The sequence below is a fragment of the Bacillus sp. RO2 genome, assembly GCF_012911845.1.
Classification (GTDB): Bacteria; Bacillota; Bacilli; order Bacillales; family Bacillaceae_I; genus Sutcliffiella_A.
Window position 1 is genome coordinate 145,457 of sequence record NZ_JAAXCU010000048.1, and the last position, 14,707, is coordinate 160,163.

Consider the following 14,707-nt stretch of genomic DNA (forward strand, 5'->3'; position numbering starts at 1 on the left):
TCGGTCAAATATCCAAAAATTTCGGACATTTGTATTTTGCAACTACTATTTACCCCATACTGACGGAGTGAGATCAGCAAATAACAAATACAAAAAATCAACCCCACCAATCGGAGTTGATTTCACAACAATAAGTACTACTATTACTGATTCTTCTTACGTTTTTTATTATTCTGCTTTTGTGCTTCTGTCAAAGGCTCATTGGAAAGTTCCTCATTGTACCCGGCACCCTTGCCCTGTCCGCTAGCACTATTCATCCCTTCAATGACATGGTTCGATTTTCTTTTTGCCACTTTGCTTCACCTCCATTTATAGTTTCTCCTGAGGTTTGAACGTCATGTATTTGTGGAATATTATGAAAGATAAGTGTAACTTATGTGATTTGATAACTTTATTGATATTTACTTATGAGAAATGTTGTATTAAGATAATATTGTAAGGACTATTCGGTGGGAGAAACAACTCGAAATTTGTCTCAAAGAAAAACATTCGCAAACGCTTTCCGAATCAAAGAAAGCTTGTTTTTCAATGCCTATTAATTGTTCATAGCGAGGTCCTATTAAACTATGAGTAGCAGGGGGTAATACATATGACGAAGCAAGATGTTTTTAATGCCCGCACGTCTTTTGATGTGAACGGCAAAACGTATCATTACTATTCTTTGCAAGCGCTTGAAAAAGCAAACATTGGTAACGTATCCCGATTACCATACTCCATTAAAGTATTATTAGAATCCGTTCTACGCCAAGTAGACGGCCGTGTTATCACAAAAGAGCACGTTGAAAACTTAGCAAAATGGGGAACAGACGAGCAGAAGGACGTGGATGTACCATTCAAGCCTTCCCGTGTTATTCTTCAAGATTTCACAGGAGTTCCAGCTGTAGTTGACCTTGCGTCTTTACGTAAAGCAATGGCTGACGTTGGTGGAGATCCTCAGAAAATCAATCCTGAAATCCCGGTTGATCTTGTCATTGACCACTCTGTACAAGTTGATAAAGCTGGTACAGCAGACTCTTTAGACTTTAACATGAAGCTTGAGTTTGAACGTAATGCAGAACGTTACAAGTTCCTTAGCTGGGCGAAGAAATCTTTTGACAACTATCGTGCAGTTCCACCAGCAACTGGTATCGTTCACCAAGTTAACCTTGAGTATTTAGCAAACGTTGTTCACGCTGTAGAAGAGAATGGCGAGTATGTTGCCTTCCCTGACACGCTTGTTGGTACTGACTCTCATACAACGATGATCAATGGTATCGGTGTTCTTGGATGGGGTGTAGGTGGTATCGAAGCAGAAGCAGGTATGCTTGGCCAACCTTCATACTTCCCGGTTCCTGAAGTTGTTGGGGTTAAATTGACAGGTGCACTACCTAACGGAACAACTGCAACTGACTTAGCATTAAAAGTAACGCAAGTATTGCGTAAACATGGTGTAGTTGGTAAGTTCGTTGAGTTCTTCGGACCTGGTGTATCTGAATTACCACTAGCTGACCGTGCAACGATCGCTAACATGGCACCTGAGTATGGTGCAACTTGTGGATTCTTCCCGGTTGATGAAGAGTCTCTTGATTACATGCGTTTAACTGGACGCAGCGAAGAGCAAATCAAATTGGTAGAAGAGTATTCTAAAGCAAACGGATTATTCTTCAGCCCTGACGCTGATCCTATCTACACAGATGTAGTAGATATCGACCTTGGGGAAATCGAACCAAACCTTTCCGGACCTAAACGTCCACAAGACCTTGTGCCATTATCCATGATGCAGGAAACTTTCCGCAATGCATTAGTAGCTCCACAAGGGAACCAAGGCTATGGTTTAACTCCTACTGACATTGCTAAAGAGGTAGAAGTGACATTGGCTTCTGGTGAGAAAACAACAATGAAAACAGGATCTATTGCGATTGCATCCATTACTTCCTGTACAAATACATCCAACCCATACGTATTGATCGCTGCTGGTTTAGTTGCGAAAAAAGCGGTGGAATTAGGATTGGAAGTACCAAGCTTCGTGAAAACATCTTTAGCACCTGGTTCAAAGGTTGTTACAGGTTATCTTCACGATTCCGGACTTCAACCATATCTTGATCAATTAGGTTTCAACATCGTAGGTTACGGTTGTGCGACATGTATCGGTAACTCCGGTCCTCTAGCTGACGAAATTGAAGAAGCAGTAGCAGAAAATGACTTGCTTGTTACTTCTGTACTTTCTGGTAACCGTAACTTTGAAGGACGTATTCACCCGCTTGTAAAAGGTAACTACCTTGCATCTCCACCTTTAGTTGTGGCTTATGCGTTAGCTGGTAATGTCGATGTTGACCTTCAAAACGATGTTATCGGAAAAGACAAAGATGGAAACGATGTATTCTTCAAGGATATCTGGCCTTCTATGACAGAAGTAAAAGAAGTTGTTAAATCAACGGTAACTCCAGAGCTATTCCGTAGAGAATATGAGCATGTATTTGATGACAACAAGCGCTGGAATGAAATCCAGACTTCCGATGAGGCGTTGTACTCATGGGATAATGATTCCACTTACATTCAAAACCCGCCATTCTTTGAAGGGTTAACTGCTGAAGCAGGTACTGTAGAGCCACTTTCTGGACTACGTGTAGTTGGTAAGTTTGCAGATTCTGTAACAACTGACCACATCTCTCCAGCTGGTTCCATCGGAAAAGATACGCCTGCAGGTAAATACCTACAAGCAAACGGTGTAACTCCTCGCGAGTTCAACTCTTATGGTTCCCGTCGTGGTAACCATGAAGTAATGATGCGTGGTACATTTGCGAACATCCGTATCCGTAACCAAATCGCTCCAGGTACAGAAGGCGGCTGGACGACTTACTGGCCAACGGGCGATGTAATGAGCATTTATGATGCTTGCATGAAGTACAAAGAAGAAGGCACTGGCCTTATGGTCATCGCTGGAAAAGACTACGGTATGGGAAGCTCTCGTGACTGGGCTGCTAAAGGAACAAACTTACTTGGAATTAAAACAGTTATCGCGGAAAGCTTCGAAAGAATCCACCGTAGTAACCTTGTTCTAATGGGAGTTTTACCTTTACAATTCAAAGATGGCGAAAGTGCAGAAGTACTTGGCTTGACTGGTAAAGAAACGTTTGAAGTAGCTGTTGACGAAACAGTTAAACCACGTGACTTTGTAAAAGTTACGGCTACAGACGAAGAAGGAAACAAGAAAGAATTTGAAGCACTTGTTCGTTTTGACAGCGAAGTAGAAATTGACTACTACCGTCACGGTGGTATCCTGCGTATGGTATTGCGCGATAAGCTAAAAGCATAATTCAACAATTCATAAGCTGGTCTCTTAACACGAGGCCGGCTTTTTCTTTTGAATTAAATGTTATAAAATTGACATAGGTTAAACTAGCGTACACTCATATAAATGGTTAAATGATAGTAATACACCGTAAAGGAGTAAAGTATGGATGCCATTCAATTAGGTCCGCTGCTAATAAAGAAGTCTTATCTGGTTCTTCTTTTTTCATGTCTATTAGCATATCTTTATATTGCTATATACCTTAGAGAGAAACCGGAATTGGTTACAACAGTGGAGAATCATTTAATAACTGGTTTACTGATATGGATCCTTTTCTTTAAATTCAGTATTATTATATTCAGGCCGTCCATTATATGGACAAATCCTTTTGGACTGCTCTTTTTCACAGGGGGGACAAGGGGTTTTTATCTAGCAACATTTGTAACAACAGCGTTCTTATTTTGGAAACTTCATCAATCCAACTTACATATTAGAACTTCAACAATCATTTTGATTCCAAGTATTATAATCATCATCTCTAGCTATTACGGAATAATGGCAATATTATAAAGGTGGGAATGTAGATGGTAAAAAAAATAATAGCAATTGCCTTTCTTGTTGCATTAAGTGGCTATGCTATCTTTCAGGTTTTTGGAGAAAAAGATCCGGCCACTGGTACACAACCAGGGGACAAAGCAATGGACTTTGAACTTAGTACATTAGATGGAAAAACAGCACAACTTTCTGATTATGAAGGAAAAAAGGTCATTGTGAACTTCTGGGCTACGTGGTGTGGACCGTGCAGAGCTGAAATGCCAGAAATGCAAAAGTTCCACACAGACAATGAGGATGTCGTGATGCTTGCAGTTAACTTGACTACTAGCGAGCCAAGTATAGATTCAGTTAAGAAATATGTAGAAGAGGGTGGATATACTTTTCCAATTCTTCTTGATGAGGAAGATATCTTTAGGCACTATCAAGTCTTGACTATGCCATCTACTTTCTTTATCGATTCAGAGGGTGTCATTTCCTATATGCATTTAGGACCGATGACATATGAATTGATGGAAGAACAGGTTGCGAAAATGAATTAATGAGGGAGGTTGTACAGTGAAAATTCTGTGCAACCTCTTTTAAAATTTCCAGCGAAAATGACCGGTTATCGGAGATTTAAAAGATGTTAACTTAATTTCAGATGCAAAGGGGTAAGTATTATGAATAATGTATGGTATACCATCTTTCGTACGTTTATCAGAAACAATGCCAACATGATCAAAATCTCCACCAAGAAACACGACGATGTCACCAGGTTGCCATTGCTCTAAATTGTCTATATCACCTTTTTTAACTGCAGTGGTCAATGATTCTGCATACTTTCAAAAAAGACAGATTGGTTTGGGACACGCCTAAAATCAATATTAGGGTCAGGTGAACCGCCGACTCTGGGATACAATTCTGTGTTTTCGGCAATGTCTTTATCCATAAGATACTTTAAGTTTATTGCTGCTCCTAATAGACCACGCCAGACCACGTCCGTACAAACACCTTCTGTATCTGGTGGATAACCACCGTCATAATATACACTTTTATAAGGTGTACGCTGCTCTACCTCTTTTCTTGCAGTATAAACGATGTCTAACTGATCTGGTATTCCATTATTATTTTGATCTGAGCCAGATAAAGTGGAAGGGATATCTATCGTTTTCGTAAAAGGAAGAGACACATTGATTCCAAGATAGTCCCAAATGATGCCTTCCTTAAAAAGAAAGGTAAAGCATAAAAGGAAGATTAGGATACATGCGATAAAAATCCACGCTTTCTTCTTCATGTCTCACCTCCAAGTCAGTCAGCCATGCTTTTAATTTGTTCCATATGGTGTCTATCGTGTTCCACAAACATGCTAAGGAATGATTGGGGAGTAAAATTGCGTTTATTATCTCCAATGCTGAACCTTACTTCTTGATTCAATTTTTCCATATTACTTAATAACTTCTTTCTAGTAATAACAAATTCCTCTAATAAATCTTTAGTACTGGAAAAAGACTTTATGAAGTGAATGGCTTTATTATTGTAATCATCATGGTCTGGAAAGTTTGGTAGAACACCGCTGTCTTTCATTACAGGTACCATATTTTTCAATAAAAATAAATCCCAAAAGTAAATATGACCGATGGTTTCCTTGATAGACCATTTTCCTTTTTGTATTGGTTGGTTTAGTTCGCCTTCCACCTTGGTTGAAAATGAATAAAAGAATTCCATATTATTTCGATAAGCTTGATAAGGTGAAATTGTCAATTTCATATAAATATCCCCACTTTTTATAATTTTCTTACTTTTAAGTGTACAGTAACTAGGAAAGTAAAACAAGAACATATATTCGTTTAAGTGGGTTTTTATACCAGTTTTTAATTTTCTGAAAACGGTTATATAAACAATAGCTAGTTTTCTAAGAAATCTCTATTTCACTGACATCTTCTAATTTTCATGAGATTTTAGTTAATTTCGCAGAAAGTTATCATAATTTTTGAGTATTTTGGACATTAATACTATTACAATAATAAATAAGTAGGTGAGACGATGAGAAGAATTCGTAAACGTTCATTTGAAGAACTTGTTTTAGAGAACAAACAGCTGTTATTAAAAGACGAAGAGGCACTCCGTAAAATTGAAGACCGCTTAGAAGAAAAAATGTTAAACAAAGCAGCAGAATAACTTTCAAATATTTCTTGTTATGAATATCCCTCCACCTTGAGATAGTAAAGGTAGGAGGGATGTTTTTATGAGTAATCCAAAAAGAGTCAGCAAACGTATGGAACCAACACATATTGGTACAAAATCACGTGAAGCTGGCGGAAATAAAGGCAAGCAAATGCAAGATACATCAGGTAAACATGCTCAAGTAATTCAAACAAAGGGTGAATAACGCATCCAACTTTTTCAAGTGTTATTTATGCTTTAAGAGTAAAGAATATAGCTTGTAGTACCATTCATTCGATAAAGGGAGGCGTTTTGTTATGGACCAAAACAAACAACATCGTGCAAACCCGGATGATCGCAGTGATAATGTAGAAAAACTACAAAGCATGGTGCAAAACACAATAGAGAATATTGAGGAAGCACATGACTCCATGCAATTTGCCAATGAAGAGGAAAGAGCTCGCATTGAAGCAAAAAACCACCGTCGCGAAGAAAGCATTGCAGCTTTTAGATCTGAGATTAAAGACGAAGCGAGTGCTCGCGAAAACGGTTTTAAGTAACAGAGGAAGACGGGCAGCGTTCATGCCCGTCTTTTTTTAGACCCTTTTAATGTGGAAAAATATTCTTTTATGTTATCATTATCAAATACAGCCAAGTAAATGGGGGAGTAGAGATGCTGGTTTCTAAAAAAGAGATTGAAGTACGTTATGCGGAGACAGATCAAATGGGGGTTGTGTATCATGCCAATTACCTGGTTTGGATGGAACTCGGCAGAACACAACTTATCAAAGATTTAGGCTTTTCCTACGCAGAAATGGAGCAGGACGGAGTGATTTCACCTGTAATAGACATAAATGTTACATATAAGAAACCGCTGCGTTACGGGGAAGTGGCGTCGATACATACATGGATTGAAACCTATGATGGCTTCCGAGTAGTTTATGGTTATCAAATACTTACACCAGATGAGGAAATCGCGCTTATTGGAAGTTCCTCACATGTTTGTGTGAAAAAGGATAACTTCAAGCCAATAATTATTCGAAAAAAATACCCAGAGTGGCATGCTGCCTATGAGAACGCTAAAAAGCAAGGAGAATAAAACATGGCTTTTGGAATCAATCGCGGGGAACTCCAAGAATGGAAAGAGAAAGTAAAAAGCGGGGAGATTGCCTTCCTAACACACTATTGGATTCACCCACGTTATGATGGCATTACAACCGTTACAAAAGCCGGTTGCTCTGATGTAAATAAACTCATTAAATGGGGTCATCAATATGGGTTAAAGGAAGAATGGATACATAAAAGGAATGAGTATCCTCATTTTGATCTAATTGGAGATACCCAGCTTGAGATTTTGAAAAAAGAAGGTCAATGGAACCAAATTAATCGCTTTTTTGACGATAAATAAAGAATTAGGACTTTTTCGCCCTAATTCTTTTTTATGCTCACTCATAGTCAAATTTAGGTTCATTCAATTCTTCATCGAACTTAATATGAAGATCATGACCATCAAAGTACCAAGCATCTTTTTCTTCCACAAAGAACGTAATGCCGTCCCTTTCAGTGGTAGCAACAGCTTGATCTGGCTCTTCTTTTACAATTCCTAAAGAAAATCCCTTCTGGACAGTACTGCATCCTCCATAGCGCACTTGAAATTTTATATTATCTCCCTTTTCTAAGTGCAGCTCTTTTTTATACCATTCTAAAGCTTGATCTGACATGTGAATATTCATAACAGCAACTCCTTTTGTCTCTTTGATTGTATTACGTTGCCTTGAAAAAAGGAAAGATGCTTTCGCATGAACGCAATATGTATATACATCCTTATTATACCTGAATTCCACATATGCAACCAAATGAAACAACTTTAGAGAAAATAAAAGCACCGGCCCCAATTATTGGTCCGATGCTTGAGATCTTAGTTTCTTATTTCATCTTCTTGTAACCATTGATACATATGCTTCATCATTTCTTCGTTCTTGGCTTCTGCCTGTGGAAAACCAAATGAAGCTGCGTCCTTTAATGGAACCACATGATATTTAGTAGGATTGATCTGTGAAACATACGTAGGGATAAAATTATTTACTTTAATATCGATTTTGCTCTCCTGACCATTTACCGTCTTTTCCACATGGAGTTGAAGGATACCGCCAATATCTTTATAGTCATCTTTTTGACCAGAAAGGAAATTACCCAATGAATACACGACAAACATTTTACCACCGTCGGGCCTGTCCATAAACTTCATTGGCTGCAAAACATGAGGGTGATGTCCGATCACAATGTCGACACCAATATCAGCCAGAAAGTCTGCTAGTTCCTCTTGTTCGGAGTTAGGAAAAAGGATGTATTCTACCCCCCAGTGCATGGCAACTACAACTACATCTGAATTTTCTTTCGCTTCTTTCACATCTCTTTTTATCGCCTCACGATCAATCAGGTTTACAAAGAACTCTTTACCTTCCGGAACGGGAATACCGTTTGTTCCGTATGTATAAGACAGGAAGGAGAATTCAATGCCATTTTTAGATATGGTCCGTAATCGTGCTTTATCTTCATTGCTCTTATAGCCACCGACATATTCCATCCCGATGGTTTCGTAATGGTTAATGGCATTCATGATGGCTTTTTCGCCGCGGTCCAATGTGTGGTTGTTGGCGATGCTGACGATATCAACGCCAGCTTCTTGAAGAGCATCAGCAACTTCAAATGGACTGTTAAAACTAGGATAGTTAGATAACCCTATTTCCGTTCCCCCTATGATCGTTTCTTGATTTGCAATGGAAATATCGGTTTCAAGTAGGTATGATTTCACCTTGTCTAGCATCGGATTAAAATCATAGCTGTTTTCCCCTGTTTTTGCAGCATTATAGACCGTACTATGGATTAGTAAGTCTCCTACAGCGGAAATGGTTGCTTCAGTACGAAAACCTTTATCTTCTTTTAATGACTTCGTTGAATGATGTAATTTAACCGGTTGTACAACGAGCTCTTCTTGATTATCGCTCCCCAAAAAACTGTCAAAATGTTTAAAAGACAATACAGAAAAAATGGTTCCCAATAGTAATATGATAAGAATTGGGAGGAGATATTTTACTTTTGCATTCATTGATTATGACCCCTTATATCTATTTCTTTACTCCACAATATAACATAGTTTTTGTGAAAATCACCATAATATGTCGAAATTTCAAAAAATTAAAGGGTTTCTGTTTTGTATCTCGAAATAGTAAGGGAAAACAGATAAAGGGGGAAGTCAATTGCTTACGTTCAAAAAACCGGAAGTGGAACAGTTCTTTAAAGTATTTAATATTGAAGATTTTACATTGAGTCCCGATGAAAAACAGTTAGTGTACAGTACGAATCTCACAGGCCACTATAATGTTTGGGCAATGGATTTGCCGAATCAATACCCATACCCGCTCACATTTAATAACCAAAGCTGTCATGGCTTAAAGTACGACCCAAACGGAAAATACATATTAGCAAGCTTCGACCAGGATGGGAATGAACTGACGCAAATTTATGCTCTACCAAGCAGCGGCGGTGAATTGCAGGATGTGAGAGTGGAACTGGAGCATCGTCACATGTCTCCAAGTTTTTCTAAAGATGGGAACCGAATATACTATACAAGCACCAAAGGCAACGAAACATATTTAAACTGTTATTGTTACGACTTAAAAACAGAAGAAGAGAAGTTATTGGTAGAAGGGACAGATGCGTCTACCTACTTAATAGCCGTCTCAGAGGATGAAGAAAGCTTCATTACCTTAAGACATTATGCAAATACGTACACACAAGCGTATGTACATCAAGGAGGCACATCAACAAAACTAACTCCAGAAACAGAGAGTCAGCACACCGTTGACAGTGCGGTATTTACTGGGACAAACTCCATTTATCTTGTAACGGACTATGAGGATGATAATGGTTACCTCGCACATTTTGATCTGGAAACGAAGAAATTTACAAGAGTATCGAAAAGTGACATGCATTTCAATGATATGTACTTAGACAAAACAGGAAATAAGTTATATCTTGTTTCAGCCAAAGGCGTGGAAGATAAGCTCTATACCTATTGTTTGGAGAACAAAGTACTGGATGAAGTTAACAGCCCGGTGTCTATTATTGAAAAAGTAGTAATCGGTAAAAGTGGTTCGGTCTTTTTACTAGGAAAAAATGCTTCAAAACCAGCAAACATATTTAAAAAAGAAGATGGAGGCTGGGTTCCTTTAACAAATAACCGTGTCCCGGCAGTGTCGGATGAAGATCTATGTGAACCTGAAATTCTCTCGTATCCATCCTTTGATGGACTTGAGATTGAAGCTTTATTTTTTAAGGCAAAAGAAGAGGTTTCAAATGGTCATGTGATACTTTGGCCGCACGGTGGTCCGCAGTCTTCTGAACGAAAGTTTTTCCGCTCCTATTTCCAATTCCTTGTTAATAGAGGATATAGTATCTTTGCTCCAAATTTCCGTGGATCTTCCAACTACGGATTAGCCTATATGAAAATGGTGGAGGGAGACTGGGGACATGGACCTCGCCTTGACAATATACATGGGTTGGAATGGATCATTGAAAAAGGGTTTGCAGACAGAGATAAGATATTCTTGATGGGCGGCAGCTATGGTGGATACATGGCTTTACTGCTACATGGTCGACATCCAGAGTATTTTAAGGCTGTTATTGATATTTTTGGTGTCAGCAATCTGTTTTCCTTCATTGATTCCGTGCCAGAACACTGGAAACCGGTCATGAAACAATGGGTGGGCGACCCAGTTGAGGATAAAGACCGTCTGACAATTGATTCCCCTATTACCTATCTTGATACCATGACTAAGCCAATGCTAATTATTCAAGGTGCTAACGACCCCCGAGTGGTCAAAAAAGAGTCGGATCAAATAGTCGATGCGTTAAAAGAAAAGGGCCGAGATGTAGAGTACCTTGTACTAGAAGATGAAGGACATGGGTTCTCAAAAAAGGAAAATGAAATTAAGGTATTCAGGGCTATCTTGAACTTTTTAGAAAAACATAAATAATTATTTACAGATTGTGTAGGACTCGGGTTTTTCCGGGTTCTTTTTTTATTGACAAAGAATGGAGCTCTAGTCGTAGCCTCTTCTACGTCTCAAGAAGTATTTTCCAAAAAACGCTTTTTATTTGATTTTGTAGAGCATATAATCAATTTTGGGTGTTGGAAATTTATTCTTATTTTTATTAATGGAGAGGAGACTTTAAGGATGTCGATGATGGATTTTATTTTAAAAAGGAAAATCGCTGTTGGACTTTTAGTTGTGTTCGTCTTTATGATTGGCTTCTATTCGCTGAATAAATTAGATCAGGAATTGATGCCACCTATTTCCTTTGACATGACAATTGTCCAGGTAGACGCAGGCCAAATGCCGGTATTGGATGTAGAAGATAAAGTGACGAAACCAATTGAACAAATTCTAAGCGGATTGGATGGTGTGGAATCACATACTTCTGCAACATATGTAGGAAAGTCTTCTATCACTGTCATGATAGAAGAGGGAAGAGGGGATGAAGTACATAAAAATATTGAGGCCGCAGTTGCCCCTTTGTCCACGCAAATCCCTGGTGTTCAGTATATTAATAGTTTTCAAATGACTACCAGTCAGGAATATGAGTTTTATATGGATATTTTTAATGGTAACATGCAAGACATTTCGGCATTTGCTAAAAATGTAGTAGAGCCTAGACTGGAAGCTTTGCCTGAAGTAAGAGATGTGAAGTTTGATGGATTAGAAGAGAATGAAGTGATCATTCAATTAAAGAATGATGAATTACAAGAAGCTGGTGTTGACTCACAGCAGATCATTCAAACGATCCAACAGTCTAATCTGATAACGTCATTCGGAGAACTAACGGAGGAAGCAAACGAACCGACTGTCAGGTGGAATACCTCTTTGACAAATGTGGAGGATATTAAAGGTATTCTTATACCGACAATGTCTGGTGTGAAAGAACTTAATGAACTTGCAGAAATTAATCTACAGGTTCGCCAAACTTCTTCAGGTGTGTGGAAAGACGGTAGTCAGGATGTGGTAATGGTACAAATAGGGCGTGTATCTGAGGTTACACAAATCGAAATGGCAGAAGCGGTCCGTGCGGAAGTGGAGAAAATAAGGCAAGAAGGGCTTGTTTCTGAATTTGAATTTGAAGAAGTAGTAGCTCAAGCAGATTATGTTAGCGAAGCAGTGGATGGTGTTTCAAACAACATTTTAATCGGAGGATTACTGGCCATTGTGGTGCTTTTCCTGTTCCTTCGAAATGTAAGAGCAACCATGATCATTGGTATCTCTATTCCATTATCTATCTTACTTACTTTTGCAAGTATGTGGTTATTAGGATACAGCATTAATATGCTGAGTTTAATAGCTCTAGGGTTAGGAATTGGTATGATGGTGGACGCTTCCATCGTTATTTTAGAATCCATTTATCGTAAAAAAGAACAAGGTTTACAGAACCGGGAAGCTGTATTAATTGGGGTAAAGGAAGTTGCCTCTGCGGTATTTGCCTCGATGCTAACCACCATTGTTGTTTTCTTACCAATCGGTTTGTTAGGTGGAGAAGCAGGGAAGTTCATGATCATATTATCTGTTGTGGTGATTGTGACACTCGTTAGTTCAGTGATCGTTTCTTTTACACTCATCCCATCCCTTTCTGAAAATTTCTTGAAATTGAACAAAAGGCAACAAAATAAAAAAGAAAGTAAGGTTATCTTGTCTTATGGTAGGTTCATCAGTTGGCTGACAGGTAAAAAGCGCAGACGCTACGGTGTCATCTTTCTATTTTTCGTCATGTTTATTGGTTCTTTAGCGTTAGTAACAAAAGTTCCTATGACCATCATGCCTGACATGTATAATCGTTATTCGGAAATAATGGTTACCTTAGATAAAGGAGTCACACCAGACCAGAAAAATGAAATAGCAGAAGCAATACATGCCAAGCTTGTTGATACTCCGGATGTTAAGGAAGGTTTTGTACTCGATCAGATAGAATTTATGTTTGTTTTGATTAATATGACTCCAGAAGAAGAAGCCACCTTAGAGCAAAAAGATGTAAACGAGCAAATTCTCTCGGGATTGCTTGAACTAAAAGAAGATTATCCTGTTGTGGATGTTACTTCTGTTATGAGCGCTGGAGCAAGTTATCCGGTTCAAATTGAGTTAAGTGGTGAGAATCTTGATGGTCTGACGTCGCTTTCCTCTAATATGGTAAAAGAATTAAATGGGATAGATGGAATCATTGGAACCACTACATCACTCGGAACACTAATGGACGAAGAACTAATTGTTCTAAATGAAGAAGAGATGACAAAGGACGGAATAACTCCTTTACAAATTTTAGGACAATTAAATGATTTATCTTCTTCTGTTCCAATAGGTGCCTTGCAAGATGAAGAAGCAACACCTATTTTAGTTGCCCCAGATGAAGTAATTTCAAACAAAAAGCAGTTATTAGATCTTGAGGTGAACACACAGGACGGACCTAAAAACCTTTCTACTTATGTTTCATTTGAGCAAGTGAAAGCACCTGGGCAAATTGATCATAAAGACGGGGAGCGGGTTGTCAAGGTTCTTGCGAATATCGAGAGTCGTGATTTAGGTTCGGTAAACAGAGATGTTCAAAAAATGGTCGAGGAATTTAATACACCAGATGGTTATACCATTTCTGTTGGCGGAAGTTTAGAGCAACAACAAGAAGCGATACAAGATATGTTAGTCATCTTAGCCATTGCCATCTTCTTGGTATATGTTGTGATGGCTGTCCAATTCAACCATTTGCTTCATCCAATCATTGTTATGACGATTATTCCAATGACATTCACTGGGGTTATTCTAGGCTTACTTTTAACGCAGCGTGAATTGAGTATTATGTCAGGGATGGGTGTCATTATGTTAATTGGGATTGTTTTAAATAACGCAATCTTATTGATTGACAGAGCCAAACAGCTGAGAGCAGAAAATTATGCTGTAGGGGAAGCAATGGTAGAAGCGGGTATGAATAGAATACGCCCAATCTTCATGACGACGTTGACGACAGTTGGCGGAATGTTGCCGCTTGCCATTTCAACAGGGGCAGCAAGCAACTATCAGGCACCATTAGCCACAGTGGTCATTGCCGGCCTATTGTTTTCAACTTTAATAACATTGGTACTGATTCCTTCTGTCTACATGCTTTTCCATGATCTTGGAGTGGGTATCCGTAAAATTTTCAATCGAAACAAAAATAACGGCAAAGAAGTCACTCCAGCTAAAAAAGCAGGTTAATGAAAAGCAAGCATCCATTGTCTAAGTGATAAGGGGTGCTTGTTTCTTATTTTATGTTCAAGCACTACATTTCAGTGTTTCTTTCTTCTTGTTTCCATTTTCGATAAAGAAGAAGGCAGTGGGTAAGACCAGCTAAGATGAATAGGGACAATAAAAAAACGGAAGCAGTGGTGTGGATATCAAAAATTATTATGATAGCAATCAATGCTACGAAAAACGGCGGGAGTTGCCATAGGTTTCGAATCAGTTTACGTCTATAACTGAGCTTGTAATAGCTTAGGGCAAATCCTTTATCTACTTTTTTCTTATTTCTGTAAACCCTCTTCAAAATAAAACTCACAATTAATCCAACCACAATACCAATAACTAAATTGATCATCAAGCTTTCCATTGATAGATTTGCAATTAATTCATTATCCATTATATAACCCCTTCGCTTTAGTTT

At 38.5% G+C, this 14,707-nt stretch carries 17 protein-coding genes; 10 read left to right on the forward strand and 7 right to left on the reverse strand.

What is annotated here, in order from left to right:
- Window positions 1–143: 143 nt before the first annotated feature.
- Complete coding sequence (gene sspO, locus HF078_RS16320) at window positions 144–293, reverse strand: small acid-soluble spore protein O (protein WP_010193533.1); 150 nt, start codon at window positions 291–293, stop codon at window positions 144–146.
- Window positions 294–589: 296 nt separating this feature from the next.
- Between sspO and acnA the strand changes: the two genes are divergently transcribed.
- The 3 genes from acnA (at window position 590) to HF078_RS16335 (ending at window position 4,365) form a co-directional block, all read left to right on the forward strand.
- Entirely contained in the window at window positions 590–3,295 is a 2,706-nt protein-coding gene (gene acnA, locus HF078_RS16325; protein WP_169292104.1) for an aconitate hydratase AcnA, read from the forward strand.
- A 141-nt stretch (window positions 3,296–3,436) separates the two neighbouring features.
- Window positions 3,437–3,841 (forward strand): hypothetical protein, encoded by a 405-nt coding sequence (locus HF078_RS16330; RefSeq protein WP_169292105.1) that lies wholly within the window; start codon window positions 3,437–3,439, stop codon window positions 3,839–3,841.
- A gap of 14 nt (window positions 3,842–3,855) precedes the next feature.
- The gene (locus HF078_RS16335) at window positions 3,856–4,365 is read left to right on the forward strand and encodes a TlpA family protein disulfide reductase (RefSeq protein WP_169292106.1); all 510 of its coding nucleotides are present in this window, start codon (window positions 3,856–3,858) and stop codon (window positions 4,363–4,365) included.
- A gap of 39 nt (window positions 4,366–4,404) precedes the next feature.
- Here the strand turns inward: HF078_RS16335 and HF078_RS21100 are convergent, their stop codons facing one another.
- The 3 genes from HF078_RS21100 to HF078_RS16345 all read right to left on the reverse strand — a co-directional run bounded on the left by HF078_RS21100 (window position 4,405) and on the right by HF078_RS16345 (window position 5,572).
- Entirely contained in the window at window positions 4,405–4,566 is a 162-nt protein-coding gene (locus HF078_RS21100) for a DUF1287 domain-containing protein (RefSeq protein WP_346775366.1), read from the reverse strand.
- Window positions 4,567–4,628: 62 nt separating this feature from the next.
- Window positions 4,629–5,099, reverse strand: coding sequence for a DUF1287 domain-containing protein (locus HF078_RS16340; protein ID WP_277350529.1), 471 nt, complete (start codon window positions 5,097–5,099; stop codon window positions 4,629–4,631).
- Between the two features lie 14 nt (window positions 5,100–5,113).
- Complete coding sequence (locus HF078_RS16345) at window positions 5,114–5,572, reverse strand: DinB family protein (RefSeq protein WP_169292107.1); 459 nt, start codon at window positions 5,570–5,572, stop codon at window positions 5,114–5,116.
- Between the two features lie 276 nt (window positions 5,573–5,848).
- Here HF078_RS16345 and HF078_RS16350 point away from each other — a divergent pair, with 276 nt between their 5' ends.
- The 5 genes from HF078_RS16350 (at window position 5,849) to HF078_RS16370 (ending at window position 7,376) form a co-directional block, all read left to right on the forward strand.
- Window positions 5,849–5,983: an FbpB family small basic protein gene (locus HF078_RS16350; RefSeq protein ID WP_082153446.1), complete on the forward strand. Its 135-nt coding sequence runs from the start codon at window positions 5,849–5,851 to the stop codon at window positions 5,981–5,983.
- A 67-nt stretch (window positions 5,984–6,050) separates the two neighbouring features.
- Window positions 6,051–6,194, forward strand: coding sequence for an acid-soluble spore protein N (locus HF078_RS16355; RefSeq protein ID WP_169292108.1), 144 nt, complete (start codon window positions 6,051–6,053; stop codon window positions 6,192–6,194).
- A gap of 91 nt (window positions 6,195–6,285) precedes the next feature.
- On the forward strand, window positions 6,286–6,528 hold the full coding sequence (gene tlp, locus HF078_RS16360) for a small acid-soluble spore protein Tlp (RefSeq protein WP_060663629.1): 243 nt from the start codon (window positions 6,286–6,288) through the stop codon (window positions 6,526–6,528).
- A 113-nt stretch (window positions 6,529–6,641) separates the two neighbouring features.
- On the forward strand, window positions 6,642–7,067 hold the full coding sequence (locus HF078_RS16365) for an acyl-CoA thioesterase (protein ID WP_169292109.1): 426 nt from the start codon (window positions 6,642–6,644) through the stop codon (window positions 7,065–7,067).
- A 3-nt stretch (window positions 7,068–7,070) separates the two neighbouring features.
- On the forward strand, window positions 7,071–7,376 hold the full coding sequence (locus HF078_RS16370) for a hypothetical protein (RefSeq protein ID WP_169292110.1): 306 nt from the start codon (window positions 7,071–7,073) through the stop codon (window positions 7,374–7,376).
- A gap of 37 nt (window positions 7,377–7,413) precedes the next feature.
- Here HF078_RS16370 and HF078_RS16375 read toward each other — a convergent pair whose 3' ends face one another.
- Window positions 7,414–7,701 (reverse strand): HesB/YadR/YfhF family protein, encoded by a 288-nt coding sequence (locus HF078_RS16375; protein ID WP_169292111.1) that lies wholly within the window; start codon window positions 7,699–7,701, stop codon window positions 7,414–7,416.
- 185 nt (window positions 7,702–7,886) lie between these two features.
- On the reverse strand, window positions 7,887–9,077 hold the full coding sequence (locus HF078_RS16380) for a CapA family protein (RefSeq protein WP_169292112.1): 1,191 nt from the start codon (window positions 9,075–9,077) through the stop codon (window positions 7,887–7,889).
- Between the two features lie 151 nt (window positions 9,078–9,228).
- On the opposite strand from HF078_RS16380, the gene HF078_RS16385 reads away from it, so the two are divergent.
- A complete protein-coding gene (locus HF078_RS16385; protein WP_169292113.1) occupies window positions 9,229–11,007 on the forward strand; it encodes a S9 family peptidase in 1,779 nt (592 codons plus the stop codon).
- Window positions 11,008–11,208: 201 nt separating this feature from the next.
- Entirely contained in the window at window positions 11,209–14,262 is a 3,054-nt protein-coding gene (locus HF078_RS16390; RefSeq protein WP_169292114.1) for an efflux RND transporter permease subunit, read from the forward strand.
- Between the two features lie 64 nt (window positions 14,263–14,326).
- Here HF078_RS16390 and HF078_RS16395 read toward each other — a convergent pair whose 3' ends face one another.
- On the reverse strand, window positions 14,327–14,683 hold the full coding sequence (locus HF078_RS16395; RefSeq protein ID WP_169292115.1) for a FeoB-associated Cys-rich membrane protein: 357 nt from the start codon (window positions 14,681–14,683) through the stop codon (window positions 14,327–14,329).
- Window positions 14,684–14,707 lie beyond the last annotated feature (24 nt).

Bases quoted from the DNA above. Each gene is read 5' to 3' on its own strand.
- HF078_RS16330 (WP_169292105.1), top strand. From the start codon at position 3,437: ATGGATGCCATTCAATTAGGTCCGCTGCTAATAAAGAAGTCTTATCTG.
- tlp (WP_060663629.1), top strand. From the start codon at position 6,286: ATGGACCAAAACAAACAACATCGTGCAAACCCGGATGATCGCAGTGAT.
- acnA (WP_169292104.1), top strand. From the start codon at position 590: ATGACGAAGCAAGATGTTTTTAATGCCCGCACGTCTTTTGATGTGAAC.
- HF078_RS16355 (WP_169292108.1), top strand. From the start codon at position 6,051: ATGAGTAATCCAAAAAGAGTCAGCAAACGTATGGAACCAACACATATT.
- HF078_RS16395 (WP_169292115.1), bottom strand. From the start codon at position 14,683: ATGGATAATGAATTAATTGCAAATCTATCAATGGAAAGCTTGATGATC.
- HF078_RS16345 (WP_169292107.1), bottom strand. From the start codon at position 5,572: ATGAAATTGACAATTTCACCTTATCAAGCTTATCGAAATAATATGGAA.
- HF078_RS16380 (WP_169292112.1), bottom strand. From the start codon at position 9,077: ATGAATGCAAAAGTAAAATATCTCCTCCCAATTCTTATCATATTACTA.
- HF078_RS16350 (WP_082153446.1), top strand. From the start codon at position 5,849: ATGAGAAGAATTCGTAAACGTTCATTTGAAGAACTTGTTTTAGAGAAC.
- HF078_RS16365 (WP_169292109.1), top strand. From the start codon at position 6,642: ATGCTGGTTTCTAAAAAAGAGATTGAAGTACGTTATGCGGAGACAGAT.
- HF078_RS16375 (WP_169292111.1), bottom strand. From the start codon at position 7,701: ATGAATATTCACATGTCAGATCAAGCTTTAGAATGGTATAAAAAAGAG.
- HF078_RS16335 (WP_169292106.1), top strand. From the start codon at position 3,856: ATGGTAAAAAAAATAATAGCAATTGCCTTTCTTGTTGCATTAAGTGGC.
- HF078_RS16390 (WP_169292114.1), top strand. From the start codon at position 11,209: ATGTCGATGATGGATTTTATTTTAAAAAGGAAAATCGCTGTTGGACTT.
- HF078_RS16340 (WP_277350529.1), bottom strand. From the start codon at position 5,099: ATGAAGAAGAAAGCGTGGATTTTTATCGCATGTATCCTAATCTTCCTT.
- HF078_RS16370 (WP_169292110.1), top strand. From the start codon at position 7,071: ATGGCTTTTGGAATCAATCGCGGGGAACTCCAAGAATGGAAAGAGAAA.